Here is a 21306-nt window from a genome sequence, read left to right as displayed (position 1 = left end):
TGTTTCATCAACGCAGGGGATAAGCAAAGAGGCTCATACCATGAACAACAAACATCCATGTACAGATCAAGGTGTTATCAATATCGGTTTTAAAGAGCCTAAAGCAGTTGGGCGTGTCAGCTTGGTGGGGGCTGGACCTGGTGATGCTGAATTACTAACGGTGAAAGCGCTGCGAATTATTCAAAATGCCGATCTCATCATCTATGACAGATTAGTCAGTGAGGAGATCTGTGCCTTGTTTCCCTCTGCCACACCCACCCTATATGTAGGTAAAGCCAAAAATAAGCATAGTGTCGAGCAATCTAAGATAAATGAACTCCTAATCGAGCAGGCGTTGCTTGGTAAGAATATCTGCCGTTTGAAAGGTGGGGATGCGTTTATCTTTGGCCGTGGTGGAGAGGAGGTGCTTTCGCTTAAGCCCTTGGGCATTGAGGTTGAAATCGTTCCTGGTATTACTGCCGCATCTGGATGTTCGACCTATGCAGGCATTCCACTTACTCATCGCGGCGTCTCACAGGGTTGTACGTTTGTCACCGCCCATGCCGAGAGTGATTTACGCATTAATTGGCAGGGGCTAGCCACGATAGATCACACTTTAGTGTTTTACATGGGGCTCAGTAAGGCTGGGCTAATATCGAGTGAGCTTATTGGCTCAGGCCTTGACGCTAACACTCCGGTTGCGCTGATCGAGCGTGGTTGTTCCCTGCAGCAGCGCGTCATTCGTGGTGTCCTCACCGATTTACCCGATTTAGTCGCCGCGCATCAACTTCAATCGCCCACCTTAATTGTGGTTGGTAAGGTCGTAGACCTTGCTGAGCAATTGAGTTGGTTTGACCAACAGCAGGTGGATCCTGCGACCAAATTCACCGTGGCCCGTTTAAGTGCCTAGCCTTTTATCTAAGGAGAGCAAGATGGATAGAGTAACTGTATTAGTCGTGGGCAACGGAATGGTTGGCCACAAGTTTATCGACAACATATTGGCGAGTGAGCAAGCGGAGCATTTTCAATTAACCACATTCTCCGAAGAGCCAAGACTGGCTTACGATCGTGTACAGCTGAGTAGCTATTTCAGCGGTAAAACCGAGCAGGATTTAGCATTAACCGATGAAAGTTACTACCAAAAACATAAGGTTAACTATCTGCTAGATACTAAGGTTATCGGTATTAATTCAACAGACCATACAGTGACCTTGGCCAATGGAGAGCTTTGCCATTATGACAAGTTGGTATTGGCAACAGGTTCTTATCCGTTTGTTCCCCCAATACCCGGACACGAGCAGGAACACTGTTTAGTGTATCGTACCATCGCTGATCTTGAGGCGATCACCGAGTCGAGTTGTCATAGCGAGAAGGGCGTGGTGATTGGCGGCGGTTTGTTGGGCTTAGAAGCCGCGAATGCCCTAAAGCACTTAGGATTAGAAACCCATGTCGTTGAGTTTGCACCGCGATTGATGGCGGTGCAGCTGGATGATGGTGGCGCGAGTTTACTAAGACATCAGATTGAAGATTTGGGTGTCCATGTTCACACCGAAAAGGCAACAACGGAGATTGTCGCGGGTGAGCAGAGCCGTTATCGACTCAATTTTGCCGATGGATCATTCCTTGAAACCGATATGATCGTATTTTCTGCGGGTATTCGCCCTCAGGATGAACTTGCGCGTTTAGCCAATCTTGAGGTGGGCGAGCGCGGTGGCATAGTGATTAACGATCATTGCCAGACCAGTGATGCCGATATTTACGCGGTGGGCGAATGCGCGCTGTGGCAAGGTCGCATATTCGGTTTAGTTGCGCCGGGTTATGCCATGGCATCGGTTGCCGCTTCTCATCTATGCGGCTCGGATCAGCGCTTTATGGGGGCAGATATGAGCACTAAGTTAAAGCTTTTAGGTCTCGATGTCGCCAGTATTGGGGATGCGCATGCTCAGACAGAAGGGGCACAGTCTTATACCTTTCACGACGAAGTGGCGCAGGTCTATAAGCGTCTTGTCGTGAATGCTGCTGGAGACAGAGTGCTGGGGGCCGTTTTGGTTGGCGATGTGAGTGCCTATGGCCAGCTGCTACAGATGATGCTTAATGATATGCCGCTACCCGACCACCCTTCTACTCTCATTTTACCTCATGTCGAAGGTGCCGAAGCCAATGCCATTGGTGTCGAGGCATTGCCTGCAACGGCTCAGCTGTGCTCTTGTTTCGATGTGACAAAGGGCGACATAGTGACTGCGGTTGCCAGCGGTGCTACCGACATGGGTGCGATAAAATCCTGCACTAAAGCGTCGACCGGCTGTGGTGGTTGTAGTGCCTTGGTGAAGCAAGTGATGGACTGTGAATTAGCTGCGTTAGGCCATGAAGTTGATAATAGCCTCTGCGAGCATTTTGCTTATACCCGTCCAGAGTTGGTCGACATTGTCCGCATTAAGAAAATCAGTAGTTTCGATGAGTTGCTTGCCAGCCATGGTCACGGGCTCGGCTGTGATATCTGTAAGCCAACGATAGGATCTATTCTCGCGTCCTTTTGGAATGATTATGTTCTGGAGGACCAACATATCGGCCTACAAGACACCAACGATATCTACTTAGGTAATATGCAAAAAGATGGTACCTACTCTGTAGTACCGCGTATTGCGGGCGGTGAAGTTACCCCTGATAAGCTAATTGTGCTCGGTGAAGTCGCTAAAGAGTTTGACCTCTATACCAAGATAACGGGTGGTCAACGTATCGATCTCTTCGGTGCTCAACTGCATGAGCTGCCGCTGATTTGGCGCAAGCTGGTGGACGCAGGATTTGAAACGGGTCACGCCTATGGCAAGTCGGTACGCACGGTAAAATCTTGTGTGGGTGATAGCTGGTGTCGTTATGGTGTCAATGACAGCTTGGGCTTCGCCATCGATATCGAAAACCGTTACAAGGGCTTACGTTCACCACATAAGTTGAAGTTTGCCGTCTCGGGCTGTACCCGCGAGTGCGCCGAGGCGCAATCGAAAGATGTGGGGATCATCGCCACCGAAAATGGCTGGAACCTCTATGTCGGTGGTAATGGCGGCATGCGGCCAAGACATGCTGAATTGTTCGCATCCGGCCTCGATGACCAAACGTTGATCCGCTATATCGACCGCTTCTTGATGTTCTATATCCGCAGTGCCGAGCGTCTGCAACGCACCTCGGTATGGATAGAGAACCTCGAGGGTGGCATCGAGTATCTAAAATCTGTGGTGATCGACGATAAGTTGGGGCTGGCGCAAGAGTTAGAATCTGAAATGGCTCATAGCATTGCCCAATACCAATGTGAGTGGAAAACCACCATAGAAAACCCCGAAAAGCTCAAACGTTTCCAGCATTTTATTAATAGTCAGGAGGGGGATAGCAACTTGGCCTATGAGGTGAAGCGTGAACAGCGTATGCCAATAAAACCGAGCGAAAAAATAGATATTTTAGCGATCTGTGAATAGGGAGTGCGAGTGATGGGAATAGATATTGGCAAGATGAGAGATATCTGGATATCGGTTTGCTTACAGGACGATATTGTTCCAGGTACTGGGGTGTGCGCCTTAGTCGAGGGGAGACAGATTGCGCTGTTTCGATGTCGCCAAACCAATCAATTTTATGGTATCGATAATTATGACCCAGTGGGGGGCGCAAATGTTTTGTCGCGGGGGATCATTGGTTCAATTGAAGGGGCGCCCGTAGTGGCCTCTCCACTGTATAAGCATCACTTCGATCTCAATACTGGCAGCTGTTTACAAGCACCTGAGCACAAGCTAACCACCTATTTAGTGCGGACGCAGGGGGCAGAGGTTCAGCTCTGTATAAATACGCTAGGGTAATAGATTAACCCTCTACATTTTAATAAGTTTTATTAACTTTAAAAAATGCTACGTCTCAGTAGCAGGGCGGCTTGCAGCTTTAAAAAAGCTTAGACCACCCAAAAGGAGAGTGAACATGAGTACTGATAATCGCTTTAACCTATTTTGCTTCAGCGGAAAGATGAAGATTTTACATCTGAGTTGGATGGCCTTTTTCATTACCTTTATGGTGTGGTTTAACTTTGCACCATTACTGCAATCAGTGAAAGCCTCGCTGGGGCTGACGACCGCAGAGATAAAGACGTTACTGATTCTCAATGTGGCTTTTACTATTCCGGCGCGGGTGGTGATAGGTATGTTGACTGACAGATTCGGCCCTCGCATCGTCTACTCCGCCTTATTGGCTATCTGTGCGCTGCCTTGTTTCGCCTTTGCTATGGCCGACAGTTTCATTCAAGCGGCCATCGCCCGCTTTATGTTGGGTTTCATCGGTGCAGGATTTGTGGTGGGTATTCGTTTAGTGTCTGAATGGTTTCCCCATAATGAACTGGGAACTGCCGAAGGGATTTATGGTGGTTGGGGTAACTTTGGCTCAGCCGCTGCGGCGTTTACCTTGCCGACGATAGCACTCATGTTTGGTGGGGAGGATGGCTGGCGCTATGCCATGGGGATCACCGGTTTTATGAGCCTACTGTTTGCGGTCGTGTTTTACCGAAGCGTAGAAGATACGCCTAAGGGCGCGACCTATTTTAAGCCTAAGAATATGACCGCAATGGAAGTGACATCCAAAGGTGACTTCTTCTTGTTACTCCTGATGAAGCTACCTATGTATGGGGCATTAGCGTTATTAGCATGGAAACTATCACCATCGGGTGTGGGCATGTTGAGTGCTAACAGTGTGTTGGGGATCTATGCAGGCTTGGTATTGCTCTATCTCTATGAGGTATCACAGGTGTGGAAGGTGAATAAACTCGTTTTTGATGGGCCAGTGCCTGCGATCCACCAATACAAGTTTAAGCAAGTGGCGGTATTGAACATTCTATACTTCGCGACGTTTGGTTCTGAGTTAGCTGTGGTTTCTATGTTGCCACTGTTTTTTGCTGAAACCTTTGAGCTGACCCCTGTGATGGCGGGAATGGTGGCATCGGCTTACGCCTTTATGAATTTAATGTCGCGCCCTGGTGGTGGTTGGATTTCGGACAAATTTGGGCGTAAGCCAACTTTGTTGATATTGACCGCGGGTTTAGCGGCGGGCTACTTCCTTATGGGTCAGGTCAATAGTGAATGGCCAGTGTGGGTTGCGGTTGCCGCTGCGATGGCGTGCTCCTTTTTTGTGCAATCGGGTGAGGGGGCTGTGTTCGCCACTGTACCGTTAATTAAACGCCGTATGACAGGTCAAATTGCTGGCATGACAGGGGCTTACGGTAATGTTGGGGCGGTGTGTTATTTAACCGTACTCTCGTTTGTCGATTACAGCACTTTCTTTTATGTGATTGCTGCCACTGCCGTCGTGGGCTTTGCTGCCTTGATGCTGATGGAAGAGCCTAAGGGGCAGATGGCCGAAGTGAATCAAGATGGTAGTGTTACCTTGATCGATGTGTCTAGCCGATGATGGGAGAGCCCGATGACCGCAAACGTTTATCCTCAGTTAGAGTCAAACATGGCTAAGCAGCTAAAACTTAGTTTTGGTGGCGCGTCTAGTGCTGGTGTTCGACAACATAATCAAGATGCGTTTGCGGTGCATCATAGTGATAAGGCATCGCAGTTACTGCATAAGGGCGTGATAGCTTGTGTTGCCGATGGTGTGAGTTGTAGTCAAAACGGCCAGCAAGCGAGCCAGTTATGTGTAACCCAATTTATTGAAGATTATTTGAGTACGCCTGATAGCTTGGGGGTAAAACAGGCCGCCAACCGAGTATTAAGTGCCCTTAATGCTTGGTTGCACCATTACAGCCTACAGTCTGAGCTTCGTCATAACGGCTATGTAAGCACTTTTAGTGCGCTGATTTTTAAGTCTAATAGTGTCCATCTGTTTCATGTGGGCGACAGTCGTATATACAGGCTTAGGCAAGGAAGTTTAGTGCAGTTGAGTCGAGACCATTGTCATCAGGGGTTCGGTGATAAGGGATTATTGACTCGCGCTTTAGGTATGGATAGCCATCTTGAGATCGATTATCAATGTCATGAAGTGAACCCTGGCGATCTGTATTTACTGACTACAGATGGGGTACATGATTGGTTAACGCTAGCGGAGTTACAACGAGAGCTTGGGGAAGAGGGGGAATTGACATCGCGGGCCAATAGGTTGCTCGAACAGGCACTGGCTAAAGGCTGTCAAGATAATCTCAGTAGCCTATTGTTACGGGTAGACAGTCTGCCCTATGTTGATGTGCAATCTTTGTCGCAAACCTTATCGTATAGAGTGATACCTCCCGCCATGACAGTGGGGAATCGCTTAGATCATTTTGAGGTGATAAGCGTGCTATATGGCGGGAGTCGCAGCCACGTTTATTTAGTCAAAGATCTGCACGATGACGCTCGCTATGCTCTTAAGGCACCGTCGCTGAACTACAGTGAAGATGGTGACTATCTCAGTAGCTTTATTCGTGAACAATGGGTGGGTCAAAGGGTTCAGCATCCGAGTTTAATGAAGGTCTATCCGACTCAAAGTACATTCTTATATCATCTATGTGAGTTGATCCCAGGGCAAACTCTCAGACAGTGGATGGATGACAATCCAGAGCCTCAATTGACTCAAGTAAGGCGCTTGCTGACCGAGATCATCATCGGGGTAAGGGCATTGCAGCGTATGGGAATAGTACACAGAGACTTAAAGCCTGAAAACATCATGATCACTCCCCAAGGCAAAGCAGTGCTTATCGATTATGGTGCCGCTCAAGCTCAGGGATTAGTAGAGTTATTCTCAACATCTGCCGAAGGGGGACGAAATGAACCGCCTTTAGGGGCGTTAGATTATATCGCGCCAGAATATTTGACCACTGGGGTTGCAACCCATGAGTCGGATATTTTCTCTTTGGGGGTTATAGTCTATGAGATGTTGACGACTAAGTTGCCCTATAAACAGCAGCGCGGTAGCTGGCGGGGAAATATCGCTCATTTGAATTATGTCTCGCTGTTGCATTATCGCGCCGAATTGCCATTATGGTTAGATCTTACCCTAAAACGGGCTTGCCACCCTAAGCCGAGTCAGCGATATCTCTCTATGTCGGAATTCTTAGCCGATTTTACCCGTCCCAATAAGGCTATGCTTTCCAGAGTAAAGCTGGCGCCCTTGATCGAACGTGAACCTGTGATGTTTTGGAAAGGTTTGAGTTGTCTACTCCTGCTTCTGCTGATGCTGCAAACTTGGCTGATGGTGTAGAGATCCTGCCAAGCTAGGCTGATGTTGGTATATATTACTTGGAGCTGAGGTAAAAATTACCTCATTGCGAGAGGTGTCATTAAAGCCGTGTGGGGTGGAAAGTATCAAATAATAGATTAATCAACATCTTGAGTTACTTTTTTGGGGTTGGCACGAAGCTGGCAATGACTTTAAGTTGATGTGTTATTTCATAGCTCAAGGAGGTTGTCATGTTAGGTTGGACCCTTATGTTTCTGGTCATTGCTCTTATTGCTGGTGTCCTTGGTTTTACTGGTATCGCTGGCGCCGCCGCTGGGATTGCTAAGATTATTTTCTTTGTCTTTGTTGTTCTTTTGCTCATTACGTTAGTTTCTAAAGCATTGACGGGGAAAGCGCCACGCCTCTAATATCTTAATTATGAGAGATAAATATGAAATTATTAAAGCGAATAGCAAGCACGAGTCTTATGCTATTACTTAGTACGGGTTTAATGGCTTGTTCTGATAATAAGGCTGAAAATGCCGGTGAGAAAGTCGATGAGCTACTTCAAGATACGGGAAATGCCGTTGAAGATGTCTGTGAGGATGTGAAAGAAAGCGTCGAAGCAAAAAATCCAGATTGCTAATGGGTCTGCGAGCTAGTCCAGTTAATTAAGCTAGCTTGTTCTTATTTAGAGGGCACGATGTTAACTAAGATCAACATTAAATATTACTATAGCTTTGGTGCCTTGTTGGCGCTTTTGTTGTTATTTACATTTGAGCACCTTTTACTAAAGCTTATGTTTGCCTGGGTGGCTCTGTCTCTGATTTTAGTCAGTTCGGCTTATTGGTTAAATTGTGCGGGTATTTTTAGAAAGTCCATTGACGGCACCATACCTTGGTATGTTCGTTGGGGCTTTATTCCATTTCTCTTGTCTAATCAGCTCTATAACACTTGGGCTAGAGCGAGAGATACGGTTCCAGTCATTCAGCAAATCGATAAGCAGTTGTATCTAGCCGCTCGATTATTACCCTCTGATATTCAAACCCTTAAAGATAAAAATATCTCTTCTATCTTGGATGTTACCGCCGAGTTTGATGCTTTAGACTGGTCGTTAATCGGCGAAGATGTGGATTATTTGAACATCCCTATCTTAGATCATAATGTTCCTACGCCTGAGCAGCTTAATCAGGCGATTAATTGGTTGCATCGGCAGATTAAAGCTGGAAAGGCCGTGGTCATTCATTGCGCCTTGGGCCGAGGCCGCTCAGTGCTTGTGCTAGCGGCTTATCTTGTTTGCCGCCAGAGAGATATCACCTTCTCCGAAGTCTTAGCTAATATCAGTAATATTCGTAAAACGGCAGGATTAAATTCTAGACAATTAGCCGCAGTTGAGAAGATCTATGCCGCAGGCAAAATTAGAATAAATAAAAGGGCTTATATTATTGCTAACCCTGTCTCCGGTGGTGGGAAGTGGGCCGAATACGCCCAACAGATTGAGCAGGAATTATCTGGGTATTTTGCTCTTGAGATCATGCTTACCGAAGAAGATGTGAGCGCAACGGTATTGGCGCAAAAAGCTCGAGATTCTGGGGCTGATGTTTTAATTGCGTGTGGCGGGGATGGCACCGTCAATCAGGTGGCTTGCGTGCTGGCATCTACCGACATCATATTGGGCATTATACCGCTAGGAACAACGAATGCTTTGAGTCACACCCTGTTTGGAATAAGCAGCAAGTTAATTCCCGTGCGTAAGGCATTGGATATTATTATTCAGGGAAACCTACAAACCATAGATACGGCTAAGTGTAACGACGACTTAATGTTATTGCTGGTGGGACTCGGTTTTCAGCAACAGATGATAAAAAATGCAGATCGTGAGCAGAAAAATGAGCTAGGGCAGTGGGCTTATATTGACAGCTTACATCGTGCGATCAATATGAATCAAACCTTGAATATCACCATGACACTTGATGATAACGCGGCTGTTGAGCTTACTACCCATAGTTTAGTCATCGCGAATGCTTCGCCTGTTACCAGCATGTTGGCTCAGGGGAATGGTGAGCCAGATATCACAGATGGTTTATTGGACATTACCTGGCTTGAAGAGAGCGAGCAGCCCGAGGAGCACATACTCAGCTTTGCCGAGCTGATCATGGCTGGGGTCGGATCGATAAAAATCGATACTAGAGTGCATCATATACAGGCTCAAAAAATACATTTGAGGTCTCAGACGCCAATTGAATATGCTATCGACGGGGAACTCTTCACTGCCGACAGCCTTAATATCTGTATCAAACCTAAGTCATTAACACTCTTCATGCCCCCAGTTGAAGCTTGAGGTTCATGATTTTTTCTTGGGCTCGTGTTCTCCTATCTCATCTTCATATTTTGTGAGTTTGTTATAGAGGGTCTTTACGCTAATACCTAACTGTTTAGCTGTGTCTGTTTTATTACCATTTGAGGTGTCTAATGCTTGATAAATAGCGATTTTCTCTAATTCATCTAAACGGATCCCTGTGGGGATAGCCATATCATCACTGCCTTTTGCCGAAGGTCGCTGAGCATCATGGCCAAAGTTGAAATGTTCAGGATTAATATCGTTATCCGCAAGAATATAGGCTCTTTCAACGGCGTGTTTAAGTTCACGGACATTACCAGACCAAGTTTGCTTGGCGATGAGATCGATACATTCTGGATTAAAGGTCTTACATTGGTTTTCCTTTACGTTACGATAAGCCAGAAAATGTTGTGCCAGTGCGGCTATATCCTCTCCCCTATCTCGTAAAGGTGGAACTGTGATGGGAAAATGAGCGAGTCGGAAGTATAAATCCTCACGGAAACGACCTTTGCTAATCGCATCGAAGGGATCGCGATTGGTCGCTGATAGTATACGTACATTAGATTGCTTTACATTGGAACTACCGACAGGGCGGTATTCGTTATTCTCTATGACTCTGAGAAGTTTAACTTGATGATCAATCGACATCTCTGTGATTTCATCGAGGAACAGGGTTCCTCCCTGAGCCTGTTCGAATACCCCTTGATGATCTTTGTGTGCCCCTGTAAAAGCGCCTTTCACGTGACCGAATAACTCGCTGTCTACCAACTCTGGGCTTAAGGCCCCACAGTTGATAGCGATAAAGGGTTCATATAATCGATTGCTGGCTAAGTGTATGGTATTGGCGACTAACTCTTTACCTGCACCACTTTCACCAACGATCAGCACATTGCTCTCACTGGCCGCCACCTTACGGATAGTGCGGTAAAGTTTATGCATGGCTCTCGATGAACCAACGAGTAGGCCATATTGATCTAGCCCACTATAAAAAGGAGCGGTTAACGTGAGATTTAGTGTTGATCAGGTTCTGCGCGAAATCTTCTAGGGTATCGTTTATGAGCGCCAGATCGTGGGGTTGGCGGAAATGATATCCGGCGCCTTTTGACATTAACTTATCCAAATAAGGATTAGGTTGGCCATCGGTGAAAAAAATAAATTCTCTGTCTGACATAATGGCGCTATTTACTAATTTCAAATAATCCTCATTGCTTAATTGAGGGTTTGAAATCAGTGCCACATCTACCTGTATGTTTTCTAGTTGGTTCAACCATGGTTCTGTGGTGATGCTGGGGATTTTATCAAAATGAGCTGCTCCAGATGACCGCATGAGTGCTCGTTCGGCTTTGGGGTCTGGCAGGTGATAAAAAAGTGTAGGACGGACCATGCCGATAAAACTCCCTGTATCTATGTACCCCAATGTAAGTCACGGACCTCTGCTTAGCAATGATAATAGGCCACTAATTCAGCCCAAGATCCTGAGTGATTCAAATAGCACTGATAAGTCATGGACTTATGTTTTTAAATGAGCATGGTTTATGCATGGTTTATGTTTAAGGGCAACCTAGACAAACGATAAGTTAGAACAATTAGCCCAAATAAAGTGCTTTACACTCTCATGGCGAGTATCTGAGTTGGTCGAAAAACGGGAGTTGTGATGTTAGTTGATACTTTTGGCAATGATTATTCATGCCATCGCTCCGATGCGTGGTTACTAAATGACATCATCGATCTGTGTCTGGAGGGGCAGGTGTTTTACTGTCAGGCTAAGGAAAGTGTCACCGATTACAATCTTAAACGTATCCTCTCCCGAATGGCAGCAATCCACACCCGTATGCTGACCGAGCTTGTTCCACTGTTTTGTCAAGAAAAACAGGTTCCTATCATCTGTAGCCAATCTTGCAATGATATCAAACCAACCTATGTCACTGGATACTATGCGGTAACACATCAACGAACTGCGCAAGCCATACCCGTGATCTTAGCCACGGAGTTACAGGCTTTGACACATTTTAAGCTTGCGGTTAAGCAAGCCAATAGTCTGCAGGTCGCCCGCCAGTTAGCCGAAGGTACCGCTTGGTTGCAGATAACATGTGATCAGTTGACGGTACTGAAGGCCCAGTATCAATAGAAAGCTTATGGTGAGGTTTATGTGTCAGTTTTGCTCGCCTGCAATAATTACCGATACTAAGTAAAAAGAACAGACTTGTACTCAACATAGTGGATAGCAACATGATGTTATTTAAATAACTATATGATTTTATTTTTTTTAATTTGTTGGCATAGTTTAAGCCACTACCTTAATGTGAGACACACAAAACAAGGATATTTTTATGAAAACGACAACTACAGGTCTATTAACAAGTTTAGTGTTGGCCACTGCATCATTTAGTGCTAATGCGGCACAAGATTGGCAGGGTGAGACTAAGGATGCGTGGATTGACGGTAAGGCTGAAACAACATTATTGCTAAATACTAACCTTAACTCTTTCAATATTAATACAGATGTGAAAACGGCCTGGTTACTCTGACTGGTAAGGTAGAGAGCAGTGTCGATAAAGCCTTGGCCGCTGAGTTGATCAAGAGTTTGGACGGTGTCAAAGACGTTGATAATCAATTAACTGTGATTAATAAGAAAGAAAGCTCTAGCGATATAGTAAAAACGCTTATCGATTCAAAGGTGGCGACAGTAGTGAAGACGCGTTTACTGTTCTCAACTGAAGTATCAGGTACTGATATTGATGTTGAAGTGAAATCCGGCGTTGTGACGCTTATGGGAACCGTAGCGAGTGATGCCGAGCGTCAGCTCGCATTAAAAATTGCTGAAAATACAGATGATGTGAACAAGGTCGTCGACAAGATCAAAGTTGCCGGGTAGTGATGCTGACATCTCTATTATGGAGCCGCCGCTTGGCGGTTTTCTTTCTTATGCTCATCATTATTCCAAGCCTTATCATGGCAATAAAACACTAAGGTGTTCACTGCAGATTCAACTAAGGCAAGGGTACCACTTATGATGATGCTAGCTGTCAGTCGGTAAGTGATGCTAAATGCGACACTAAAATGCAATCTCGCCAACGCGAGAGTTTTAATGATGTGTTCGGCCTCGCCTTAACTAATCATCGTTATTATTTTAAGGCGAGGGTTACAGTTCGGTGGCTTGCTTGTTAAGTAAAAAAGCCACTAGCACTCAGCGGGCTAATGGCTTATATCGATCATTAATATTGATGCTTAATGATCAGATATTAATAGTGCCAAGGAAACTTAGAAAAATCTTGGTCTCGTTTTTCTAAAAAGGCATCGCGGCCCTCAACAGCTTCATCTGTGCCATAAGCTAAGCGAGTGGCCTCACCGGCAAACAGTTGTTGACCCACTAGTCCATCATCGGGCAGGTTAAAGCCGTATTTAAGCATGCGCATGGCTGTTGGCGATTTAGAGTTGATCTCTTTGGCCCAACTCAATGCTTCGGTTTCAAGTTCAGCGTGAGGAATTGAGCGATTAACCATGCCCATATCAAACGCTTCATCGGCGCTGTAGTTAAAACCTAAAAAGAATATTTCCCGAGCGCGTTTCTGACCAACCATTTTTGCAAGGTAAGCACTGCCGTAACCTGAATCGAAACTGCCGACATCGGGATCGGTCTGCTTGAATATAGCGTGTTCCTTTGATGCTAAGGTTAAATCGCATACGACGTGCAAGCTATGACCGCCACCGACAGCCCAGCCAGGGACAACGGCGATGACGACTTTAGGCATAAAACGGATAAGACGTTGCACCTCTAATATATGTAAGCGTCCCATACGGGCAACGTCTGGTTTGCCTTGCTCATTCCCTTCATATTTATAGCCATCTTTACCGCGAATACGCTGGTCTCCACCGGCACAAAACGAATATTGTCCTTTAGCCGAGGGCCCATTTCCGGTTATTAATACACAACCGACATCAGACCATTGCCGTGCATGATCTAATGCTATATAAAGTTCATCGACGGTTTTGGGACGAAATGAATTAAGGCAATCGGGTCTATTGATGGCAATACGCACCGTGCCTTGATCTTTTGCTCTATGATAGGTGATATCTTCAAATTCAAATCCGCTGACTCGATCCCAAAGATTAGGATCGAAAATATCAGAAACGTTATCTGTCATGTTCATTACTCTATGTCTGCATTTTCAATTAAGACGAATTGGTCAAGGCTAGGCTTCTAAGTGGTATAGGTCAATCTTGGAGATGAAAACCGTGCTCAGTGCGAAGTTTTCATATTCCAAATGATGGGATTATCTCAATTTATCACAGATAAATATTTGGTTATCTTTACTCAACAGAGTAAAGCGGGTGGAATTATCACCACAATACTCATCCTTAAATTCTAATACTGTGTGTTTTGATTCTAAGATACCATCTAAAGCCGCTAGTTCTGCTTTAGTCATTCGCTTGGCTATCTCTGTTTTTAATTGAGAGATATGGTTATCGGCTTTGATGAGCTTAGTCCCTGTCATCGAGTCGAGTTTTCGCTCAATTTTGGTCATTAATGCATCTGTTTGAGCCATAGGCTCGTCGAGCTTATCTGTTTCGGTCGCGAGGTAATAGAGTAACCCTACACCTGCTCCTAAAATAATCCAGCCTCTCATTATTTATCCAACCATGGTGAACAATTTGTAATAGAAAATGTATAATAAGCCAGTTTTCATGGAATATTAAAGCTGTAAGGCTGTTAAATATGAACACAGAATCAAATAAAAAGGACTATTCGAAGGCCGAACGGATCAAAATTCACCAGCCTGATGTGAATAAGTCTGACCGCTTTAACCCCCGCAATCGTATTTATGTAAGAGCTATAGAAGGATTTTGGACTCAGATCCGTCGCCGCTTAGGCTGGATAGCAATGCTATTTTTCCTTCTTTTGCCTTGGATTCCTTGGGGAAATAGGCAGGCGGTATGGTTTAACCTCGGTGAACAGAAATTTCATATCTTTGGTTTAACTATTTGGCCACAGGATTTGACCCTACTTGCTGCGCTATTAATGATAGCTGCGTTTGGGTTGTTTTTCGTTACTACCTATCTTGGTCGTGTTTGGTGTGGTTATACCTGTCCGCAAACCGTATGGACTTTTATCTTTATTTGGTTTGAGGAAAAGTTTGAAGGTGCTCGCAACAAGCGAATCAAACTCGATCAGATGCCATGGAGTTTTAATAAATTTTGGAGAAAGGCGGCAAAGCATCTCTGCTGGTTATTGGTGTCATTATTAACCGCAATGACATTTGTCTCCTATTTCGTCCCCACAAGTGAAGTCTATATAGAAGTATTTAGTGGTAACGCCTCTGGTGGCATCTATTTTTGGGTGGCTCTATTCACAATAGCAACATACGGTAATGCTGGGTGGATGCGTGAAATAATGTGTCTTCATATGTGTCCCTATGCTCGTTTCCAATCAGCCATGTTTGATAAGAACACCTTTATCGTTGGTTATGACGCTAAGCGCGGTGAAGTTCGCGGACCGCGTTCGCGTAAAGCCGATCCTAAAGAGATGGGATTAGGCGATTGCATTGATTGTGATCTGTGTGTTCAGGTGTGTCCTACAGGAATAGATATTCGTAATGGTTTGCAATATGAGTGTATTAACTGTGGTTCATGCATCGATGCTTGTGATAACACGATGGAGCGTATGGGTTATCAAAAGGGATTAATTTCCTATACAACCGAGAATAAGCTCGAAGGTATAAAGGAAAAAGTTCTTAGACCTAAACTCGTAGGTTACGGTGCGGTACTAGCGGTAATGATTATTATCTTTGTATACGCGAGTGCCACCATTGCGCCAGTGCGGGTTGATATCATACGAGATCGAAACCAACTCTTTAGAGAAAATGATCAAGGGATGATAGAGAATACCTTTACCTTAAAGATCCTAAATAAGACTGAAGCTAAACATGAATACCAACTTAGTGTTGAAGGACTACCTAATTACACATGGTATGGGCTTCAAAAGGTCACAATTGATGGGGGTGAAGTATTAACTCTACCTATTAGTGTTGCGGTCGATCCTGTTGAGTTGTCGCGTCCAATGACTAAAGTCGATTTTAAAGTGAGGACGATAGTCGATGGTACAGAGTTAGAAGCAAGGCAAGAGTCACGTTTCTTTAGCCGATAACAAACAATATTGCTGTATATCAGTAGTAAAAGGGGCTGTTTAGCCCCTTTTTTATACGTATCGTTTGATAAATGCACTGTTAAACAGAAATGTGTCACTTTCTTTTAAAAAGCGCTTGCGCCCATCCGAGAACTCCCTATAATGCGCATCCACTGACACGGCACAGCAGGCCAACGAGTTAGCGACAAGCTAGATTGTATGGGACTTGCAGCGATGTTAGGGATTCAAAAAGCGTAAGCGATTTGAATTCGGTGATAGCGCTTTTAAGGGCTTCAAATGATGATGACTGTTTAACAAATCATCGCTTGGAAAACTTCTTAAAATTAGCACTTGACGCCAACAACGGGAAGTGTAGAATACGCATCCCTAAGCCAACGACCTAGCGTCAACGGCGGCTAAATGAACGCGTTAAAACGTCATATTAGCCACGCTCTTTAACAAGATGAAACAAGAAATCTGTGTGGACACTCACAGGTGTTGAGTTATTCGAAATTGCTTTTCTGTCTTCGGATGTAAAGCAATCAAAAATTTTACTCAATGTAAGATGAGTGTTCATAGCAATATGTACAACATGTTAGAGATTCTTCCGAGTCTTTAATGTGGAATCAGAATTCATTGAGCCGAAGCTTATGCTTCAACAAAACTTTAATTGAAGAGTTTGATCATGGCTCAGATTGAACGCTGGCGGCAGGCCTAACACATGCAAGTCGAGCGGTAACAGGAATTAGCTTGCTAATTTGCTGACGAGCGGCGGACGGGTGAGTAATGCCTAGGGAACTGCCCAGTCGAGGGGGATAACAGTTGGAAACGACTGCTAATACCGCATACGCCCTACGGGGGAAAAGAGGGGACCTTCGGGCCTTCTGCGATTGGATGTACCTAGGTGGGATTAGCTAGTTGGTGAGGTAATGGCTCACCAAGGCGACGATCCCTAGCTGTTCTGAGAGGATGATCAGCCACACTGGGACTGAGACACGGCCCAGACTCCTACGGGAGGCAGCAGTGGGGAATATTGCACAATGGGCGCAAGCCTGATGCAGCCATGCCGCGTGTGTGAAGAAGGCCTTCGGGTTGTAAAGCACTTTCAGCGAGGAGGAAAGCTTAAGCGTTAATAGCGTTTAGGTGTGACGTTACTCGCAGAAGAAGGACCGGCTAACTTCGTGCCAGCAGCCGCGGTAATACGAGGGGTCCAAGCGTTAATCGGAATTACTGGGCGTAAAGCGTACGCAGGCGGTTTGTTAAGCGAGATGTGAAAGCCCCGGGCTCAACCTGGGAACTGCATTTCGAACTGGCAGACTAGAGTCTTGTAGAGGGGGGTAGAATTTCAGGTGTAGCGGTGAAATGCGTAGAGATCTGAAGGAATACCGGTGGCGAAGGCGGCCCCCTGGACAAAGACTGACGCTCATGTACGAAAGCGTGGGGAGCAAACAGGATTAGATACCCTGGTAGTCCACGCCGTAAACGATGTCTACTCGGAATTTGGTGTCTTGAACACTGGGTTCTCAAGCTAACGCATTAAGTAGACCGCCTGGGGAGTACGGCCGCAAGGTTAAAACTCAAATGAATTGACGGGGGCCCGCACAAGCGGTGGAGCATGTGGTTTAATTCGATGCAACGCGAAGAACCTTACCTACTCTTGACATCCACAGAATTTGGTAGAGATACCTTAGTGCCTTCGGGAACTGTGAGACAGGTGCTGCATGGCTGTCGTCAGCTCGTGTTGTGAAATGTTGGGTTAAGTCCCGCAACGAGCGCAACCCTTATCCTTATTTGCCAGCACGTAATGGTGGGAACTTTAGGGAGACTGCCGGTGATAAACCGGAGGAAGGTGGGGACGACGTCAAGTCATCATGGCCCTTACGAGTAGGGCTACACACGTGCTACAATGGCAAGTACAGAGGGTTGCAAAGCCGCGAGGTGGAGCTAATCTCACAAAGCTTGTCGTAGTCCGGATTGGAGTCTGCAACTCGACTCCATGAAGTCGGAATCGCTAGTAATCGTGGATCAGAATGCCACGGTGAATACGTTCCCGGGCCTTGTACACACCGCCCGTCACACCATGGGAGTGGGCTGCACCAGAAGTAGATAGCTTAACCTTCGGGAGGGCGTTTACCACGGTGTGGTTCATGACTGGGGTGAAGTCGTAACAAGGTAGCCCTAGGGGAACCTGGGGCTGGATCACCTCCTTACCTATACGACTAACTTAATGTTTGTTGAGTGTTCACACAGATAACTTGTTCTTGTTAGAGCAGGTGGCACGTCTTAACGGCGATGCTTGTTCTTTAAAAATTTGGAAAGCTGATAGTGTTGATGTGAAAGGGACTGTAATTACTTACATTGTAGGTGGTTATGGTTTGTAGCATTGACGCGAAAATTAAAATTGAGTTCTCAAACACTTAAATCAAGTGCCGAATCATTACCTTTAATTAGGATGATGATTCATGAGTATTCTTTTGGCGAAAGTAAACACCATTAGTTACGATACAACGTCCGAGCTTACCCGCTTGGATAGGATGTGATTTGTAGACATTAGTTTATGAAACTCATTTGGGTTGTATGGTTAAGTGACTAAGCGTATACGGTGGATGCCTTGGCAGTCAGAGGCGATGAAGGACGTAGTAACTTGCGAAAAGCGTTGGCGAGCTAGTAACAAGCATTTGAGCTAACGATGTCCGAATGGGGAAACCCGGCAGCATAAGCTGTCATCATTAAGTGAATACATAGCTTAATGAGGCGAACGAGGGGAACTGAAACATCTAAGTACCCTCAGGAAAAGAAATCAACCGAGATTCCCCTAGTAGCGGCGAGCGAACGGGGATTAGCCCTTAAGCGTAGAGGGTGTTAGTGGAATGTGTTGGAAAGCACAGCGGCACAGGGTGATAGCCCCGTACATGAAAACTAACTTTACGTGAAAACGAGTAGGACGGGACACGTGACATCTTGTCTGAACATGGGGGGACCATCCTCCAAGGCTAAATACTCCTGACTGACCGATAGTGAACCAGTACCGTGAGGGAAAGGCGAAAAGAACCCCTGTGAGGGGAGTGAAATAGAACCTGAAACCGTATACGTACAAGCAGTGGGAGCGGTTCTTGAGACCGTGACTGCGTACCTTTTGTATAATGGGTCAGCGACTTACATTTTGTAGCGAGGTTAAGCGAATAGCGGAGCCGTAGGGAAACCGAGTGTTAACTGCGCGTTTAGTTGCAAGGTGTAGACCCGAAACCCGGTGATCTAGCCATGGGCAGGTTGAAGGTTGAGTAACATCAACTGGAGGACCGAACACACGTATGTTGAAAAATGCGGTGATGACTTGTGGCTGGGGGTGAAAGGCCAATCAAACCGGGAGATATCTGGTTCTCCTCGAAAGCTATTTAGGTAGCGCCTCGAGCGAATACCATTGGGGGTAGAGCACTGTTAAGGCTAGGGGGTCATCCCGACTTACCAACCCTTTGCAAACTCCGAATACCAATGAGTACTACTCGGGAGACACACGGCGGGTGCTAACGTCCGTCGTGAAAAGGGAAACAACCCAGACCATCAGCTAAGGTCCCAAAGTTATTGCTAAGTGGGAAACGATGTGGGAAGGCTTAGACAGCTAGGATGTTGGCTTAGAAGCAGCCATCATTTAAAGAAAGCGTAATAGCTCACTAGTCGAGTCGGCCTGCGCGGAAGATTTAACGGGGCTAAGCAATACACCGAAGCTATGGGTACTAGCGCTTGCGCTAGTGCGGTAGAGGAGCGTTCTGTAAGCCGTTGAAGGTGAAGGGGTAACCCACGCTGGAGGTATCAGAAGTGCGAATGCTGACATGAGTAACGATAATGGGGGTGAAAAACCCCCACGCCGAAAGACCAAGGGTTCCTGTCCAATGTTAATCAGGGCAGGGTGAGTCGACCCCTAAGGCGAGGCCGAAAGGCGTAGTCGATGGGAAACAGGTTAATATTCCTGTACTTCTGCTAACTGCGATGGAGAGACGGAGAAGGCTAGGCTAGCGCGGCGTTGGTTGTCCGCGTTTAAGGCAGTAGGTGGTGCACTTAGGCAAATCCGGGTGCACATACACTGAGAGTTGATGACGAGGTTCTACGGAACTGAAGTAGTTGATGCCATGCTTCCAGGAAAATCTTCTAAGCTTCAGGTTAGCAGGAATCGTACCCCAAACCGACACAGGTGGTTGGGTAGAGAATACCAAGGCGCTTGAGAGAACTCGGCTGAAGGAACTAGGCAAAATGGTACCGTAACTTCGGGAGAAGGTACGCTCCTGTTGGTGATGAGACTTGCTCTCTAAGCTGACGGGAGTCGCAGATACCAGGTGGCTGCAACTGTTTATCAAAAACACAGCACTGTGCAAACTCGCAAGAGGAAGTATACGGTGTGACGCCTGCCCGGTGCCGGAAGGTTAATTGATTGGGTTATCTTCGGAGAAGCTCATGATCGAAGCCCCGGTAAACGGCGGCCGTAACTATAACGGTCCTAAGGTAGCGAAATTCCTTGTCGGGTAAGTTCCGACCTGCACGAATGGCGTAATGATGGCCACGCTGTCTCCAGCCGAGACTCAGTGAAGTTGAAATTGCGGTGAAGATGCCGTATACCCGCGGCTAGACGGAAAGACCCCGTGAACCTTTACTATAGCTTGGCACTGAACATTGACCCTACATGTGTAGGATAGGTGGGAGACTTAGAAGCAGGAACGCCAGTTCTTGTGGAGTCAACCTTGAAATACCACCCTTGTAGTGTTGATGTTCTAACTCTGGCCCCTGAATCGGGGTTGAGGACAGTGCCTGGTGGGTAGTTTGACTGGGGCGGTCTCCTCCCAAAGAGTAACGGAGGAGCACGAAGGTTGGCTAAGTACGGTCGGACATCGTACGGTTAGTGCAATGGCATAAGCCAGCTTAACTGCGAGACATACACGTCGAGCAGGTACGAAAGTAGGTCATAGTGATCCGGTGGTTCTGAATGGAAGGGCCATCGCTCAACGGATAAAAGGTACTCCGGGGATAACAGGCTGATACCGCCCAAGAGTTCATATCGACGGCGGTGTTTGGCACCTCGATGTCGGCTCATCACATCCTGGGGCTGAAGTCGGTCCCAAGGGTATGGCTGTTCGCCATTTAAAGTGGTACGCGAGCTGGGTTCAGAACGTCGTGAGACAGTTCGGTCCCTATCTGCCGTGGGCGTTGGATGATTGAAGGGAGCTGCTCCTAGTACGAGAGGACCGGAGTGGACGAACCGCTGGTGTTCGGGTTGTCATGCCAATGGCATTGCCCGGTAGCTACGTTCGGAATCGATAACCGCTGAAAGCATCTAAGCGGGAAGCGAGCCCTAAGATGAGTCATCCCTAGAGCTTTAAGCTCTCTAAAGGGCCGTAGGAGACTACTACGTTGATAGGCAAGGTGTGTAAGCGTTGTGAGGCGTTGAGCTAACTTGTACTAATGACCCGTGAGGCTTAACCATACAACCCAAAAGGGTTTCTAACTAAGTGAATACTTAGCGAAAGAATACCGCACTTGATTTAGTGTGACTCAATTTTAAACAGCTTTTCAAATTTCCAATTTTGTCTGGAAACCATAGCATTGTGGCACCACCTGATCCCATCCCGAACTCAGAAGTGAAACGCAATCGCGCCGATGGTAGTGTGGGGTCTCCCCATGTGAGAGTAGGTCATTTCCAGGCGCCTAATAC

13 protein-coding genes, 3 rRNA genes and 2 pseudogenes are annotated in these 21306 nt (G+C 46.3%); 14 read left to right on the top strand and 4 right to left on the bottom strand.

All coding sequences use genetic code 11. The features are described from left to right. Positions 1-40: 40 nt before the first annotated feature. From cobA to K0I62_RS18960, 8 genes are all read left to right on the top strand, one after another. On the top strand, positions 41-889 hold the full coding sequence (gene cobA / locus K0I62_RS18995) for a uroporphyrinogen-III C-methyltransferase (RefSeq protein ID WP_220069555.1): 849 nt from the start codon (positions 41-43) through the stop codon (positions 887-889). A 22-nt stretch (positions 890-911) separates the two neighbouring features. Then, positions 912-3446, top strand: coding sequence for a nitrite reductase large subunit NirB (gene nirB / locus K0I62_RS18990; RefSeq protein ID WP_220069554.1), 2535 nt, complete (start codon positions 912-914; stop codon positions 3444-3446). A gap of 12 nt (positions 3447-3458) precedes the next feature. Then, complete coding sequence (nirD, locus tag K0I62_RS18985; RefSeq protein ID WP_258405051.1) at positions 3459-3821, top strand: nitrite reductase small subunit NirD; 363 nt, start codon at positions 3459-3461, stop codon at positions 3819-3821. 115 nt (positions 3822-3936) lie between these two features. Next, complete coding sequence (locus K0I62_RS18980; protein ID WP_220069553.1) at positions 3937-5412, top strand: NarK family nitrate/nitrite MFS transporter; 1476 nt, start codon at positions 3937-3939, stop codon at positions 5410-5412. Positions 5413-5424: 12 nt separating this feature from the next. Further along, complete coding sequence (locus K0I62_RS18975; RefSeq protein WP_220069552.1) at positions 5425-7182, top strand: bifunctional protein-serine/threonine kinase/phosphatase; 1758 nt, start codon at positions 5425-5427, stop codon at positions 7180-7182. 209 nt (positions 7183-7391) lie between these two features. Next, complete coding sequence (locus K0I62_RS18970; RefSeq protein WP_220069551.1) at positions 7392-7568, top strand: DUF1328 domain-containing protein; 177 nt, start codon at positions 7392-7394, stop codon at positions 7566-7568. Between the two features lie 23 nt (positions 7569-7591). Continuing rightward, the gene (locus tag K0I62_RS18965) at positions 7592-7786 is read left to right on the top strand and encodes a hypothetical protein (protein ID WP_220069550.1); all 195 of its coding nucleotides are present in this window, start codon (positions 7592-7594) and stop codon (positions 7784-7786) included. 57 nt (positions 7787-7843) lie between these two features. Further along, on the top strand, positions 7844-9481 hold the full coding sequence (locus tag K0I62_RS18960) for a diacylglycerol kinase family protein (protein ID WP_220069549.1): 1638 nt from the start codon (positions 7844-7846) through the stop codon (positions 9479-9481). Positions 9482-9484: 3 nt separating this feature from the next. Here K0I62_RS18960 and K0I62_RS18955 read toward each other — a convergent pair. Continuing rightward, a pseudogene (locus tag K0I62_RS18955) lies at positions 9485-10865 on the bottom strand (sigma-54 interaction domain-containing protein). A gap of 270 nt (positions 10866-11135) precedes the next feature. Between K0I62_RS18955 and K0I62_RS18950 the strand changes: the two are divergent. Both K0I62_RS18950 and K0I62_RS18945 read left to right on the top strand, forming a co-directional pair. Next, positions 11136-11609: a PA2169 family four-helix-bundle protein gene (locus K0I62_RS18950; RefSeq protein ID WP_220069548.1), complete on the top strand. Its 474-nt coding sequence runs from the start codon at positions 11136-11138 to the stop codon at positions 11607-11609. 202 nt (positions 11610-11811) lie between these two features. Continuing rightward, positions 11812-12356, top strand: a pseudogene (locus K0I62_RS18945) (BON domain-containing protein). A 17-nt stretch (positions 12357-12373) separates the two neighbouring features. Here the strand turns inward: K0I62_RS18945 and K0I62_RS18940 are convergent. From K0I62_RS18940 to K0I62_RS18930, 3 genes are all read right to left on the bottom strand, one after another. Next, entirely contained in the window at positions 12374-12574 is a 201-nt protein-coding gene (locus K0I62_RS18940; protein ID WP_220071466.1) for a DUF2061 domain-containing protein, read from the bottom strand. A gap of 149 nt (positions 12575-12723) precedes the next feature. After that, positions 12724-13626 (bottom strand): 1,4-dihydroxy-2-naphthoyl-CoA synthase, encoded by a 903-nt coding sequence (locus K0I62_RS18935; protein WP_220069547.1) that lies wholly within the window; start codon positions 13624-13626, stop codon positions 12724-12726. A 129-nt stretch (positions 13627-13755) separates the two neighbouring features. Beyond that, positions 13756-14109, bottom strand: a complete 354-nt coding sequence (locus K0I62_RS18930; protein ID WP_220069546.1) for a hypothetical protein — start codon at positions 14107-14109, stop codon at positions 13756-13758. A gap of 89 nt (positions 14110-14198) precedes the next feature. On the opposite strand from K0I62_RS18930, the gene ccoG reads away from it, so the two are divergent. The 4 genes from ccoG (at position 14199) to rrf (ending at position 21297) form a co-directional block, all read left to right on the top strand. After that, the gene (gene ccoG / locus K0I62_RS18925; RefSeq protein WP_220069545.1) at positions 14199-15626 is read left to right on the top strand and encodes a cytochrome c oxidase accessory protein CcoG; all 1428 of its coding nucleotides are present in this window, start codon (positions 14199-14201) and stop codon (positions 15624-15626) included. 646 nt (positions 15627-16272) lie between these two features. Next, positions 16273-17815: ribosomal RNA gene (locus K0I62_RS18920) — 16S ribosomal RNA — on the top strand. Positions 17816-18184: 369 nt separating this feature from the next. Further along, positions 18185-21078: ribosomal RNA gene (locus K0I62_RS18915) — 23S ribosomal RNA — on the top strand. Between the two features lie 103 nt (positions 21079-21181). Then, positions 21182-21297 (top strand): 5S ribosomal RNA (gene rrf / locus K0I62_RS18910). The 16S, 23S and 5S rRNA genes sit together here, the layout of an rRNA operon. Positions 21298-21306 lie beyond the last annotated feature (9 nt).

Source organism: Shewanella psychrotolerans (assembly GCF_019457595.1).
In the GTDB taxonomy this organism is placed as follows: Bacteria; Pseudomonadota; Gammaproteobacteria; order Enterobacterales; family Shewanellaceae; genus Shewanella; species Shewanella psychrotolerans.
Note: the sequence above shows the minus strand (reverse complement) of the source record. Positions and strands in the feature narration are given on the sequence as shown.

Excerpts from the sequence above, each read along its gene's own strand:
- cobA (WP_220069555.1), top strand. The coding sequence starts at position 41 with ATGAACAACAAACATCCATGTACAGATCAAGGTGTTATCAATATCGGT.
- nirB (WP_220069554.1), top strand. The coding sequence starts at position 912 with ATGGATAGAGTAACTGTATTAGTCGTGGGCAACGGAATGGTTGGCCAC.
- nirD (WP_258405051.1), top strand. The coding sequence starts at position 3,459 with ATGGGAATAGATATTGGCAAGATGAGAGATATCTGGATATCGGTTTGC.
- K0I62_RS18980 (WP_220069553.1), top strand. The coding sequence starts at position 3,937 with ATGAGTACTGATAATCGCTTTAACCTATTTTGCTTCAGCGGAAAGATG.
- K0I62_RS18975 (WP_220069552.1), top strand. The coding sequence starts at position 5,425 with ATGACCGCAAACGTTTATCCTCAGTTAGAGTCAAACATGGCTAAGCAG.
- K0I62_RS18970 (WP_220069551.1), top strand. The coding sequence starts at position 7,392 with ATGTTAGGTTGGACCCTTATGTTTCTGGTCATTGCTCTTATTGCTGGT.
- K0I62_RS18965 (WP_220069550.1), top strand. The coding sequence starts at position 7,592 with ATGAAATTATTAAAGCGAATAGCAAGCACGAGTCTTATGCTATTACTT.
- K0I62_RS18960 (WP_220069549.1), top strand. The coding sequence starts at position 7,844 with ATGTTAACTAAGATCAACATTAAATATTACTATAGCTTTGGTGCCTTG.
- K0I62_RS18950 (WP_220069548.1), top strand. The coding sequence starts at position 11,136 with ATGTTAGTTGATACTTTTGGCAATGATTATTCATGCCATCGCTCCGAT.
- K0I62_RS18935 (WP_220069547.1), bottom strand. The coding sequence starts at position 13,626 with ATGACAGATAACGTTTCTGATATTTTCGATCCTAATCTTTGGGATCGA.
- K0I62_RS18930 (WP_220069546.1), bottom strand. The coding sequence starts at position 14,109 with ATGAGAGGCTGGATTATTTTAGGAGCAGGTGTAGGGTTACTCTATTAC.
- ccoG (WP_220069545.1), top strand. The coding sequence starts at position 14,199 with ATGAACACAGAATCAAATAAAAAGGACTATTCGAAGGCCGAACGGATC.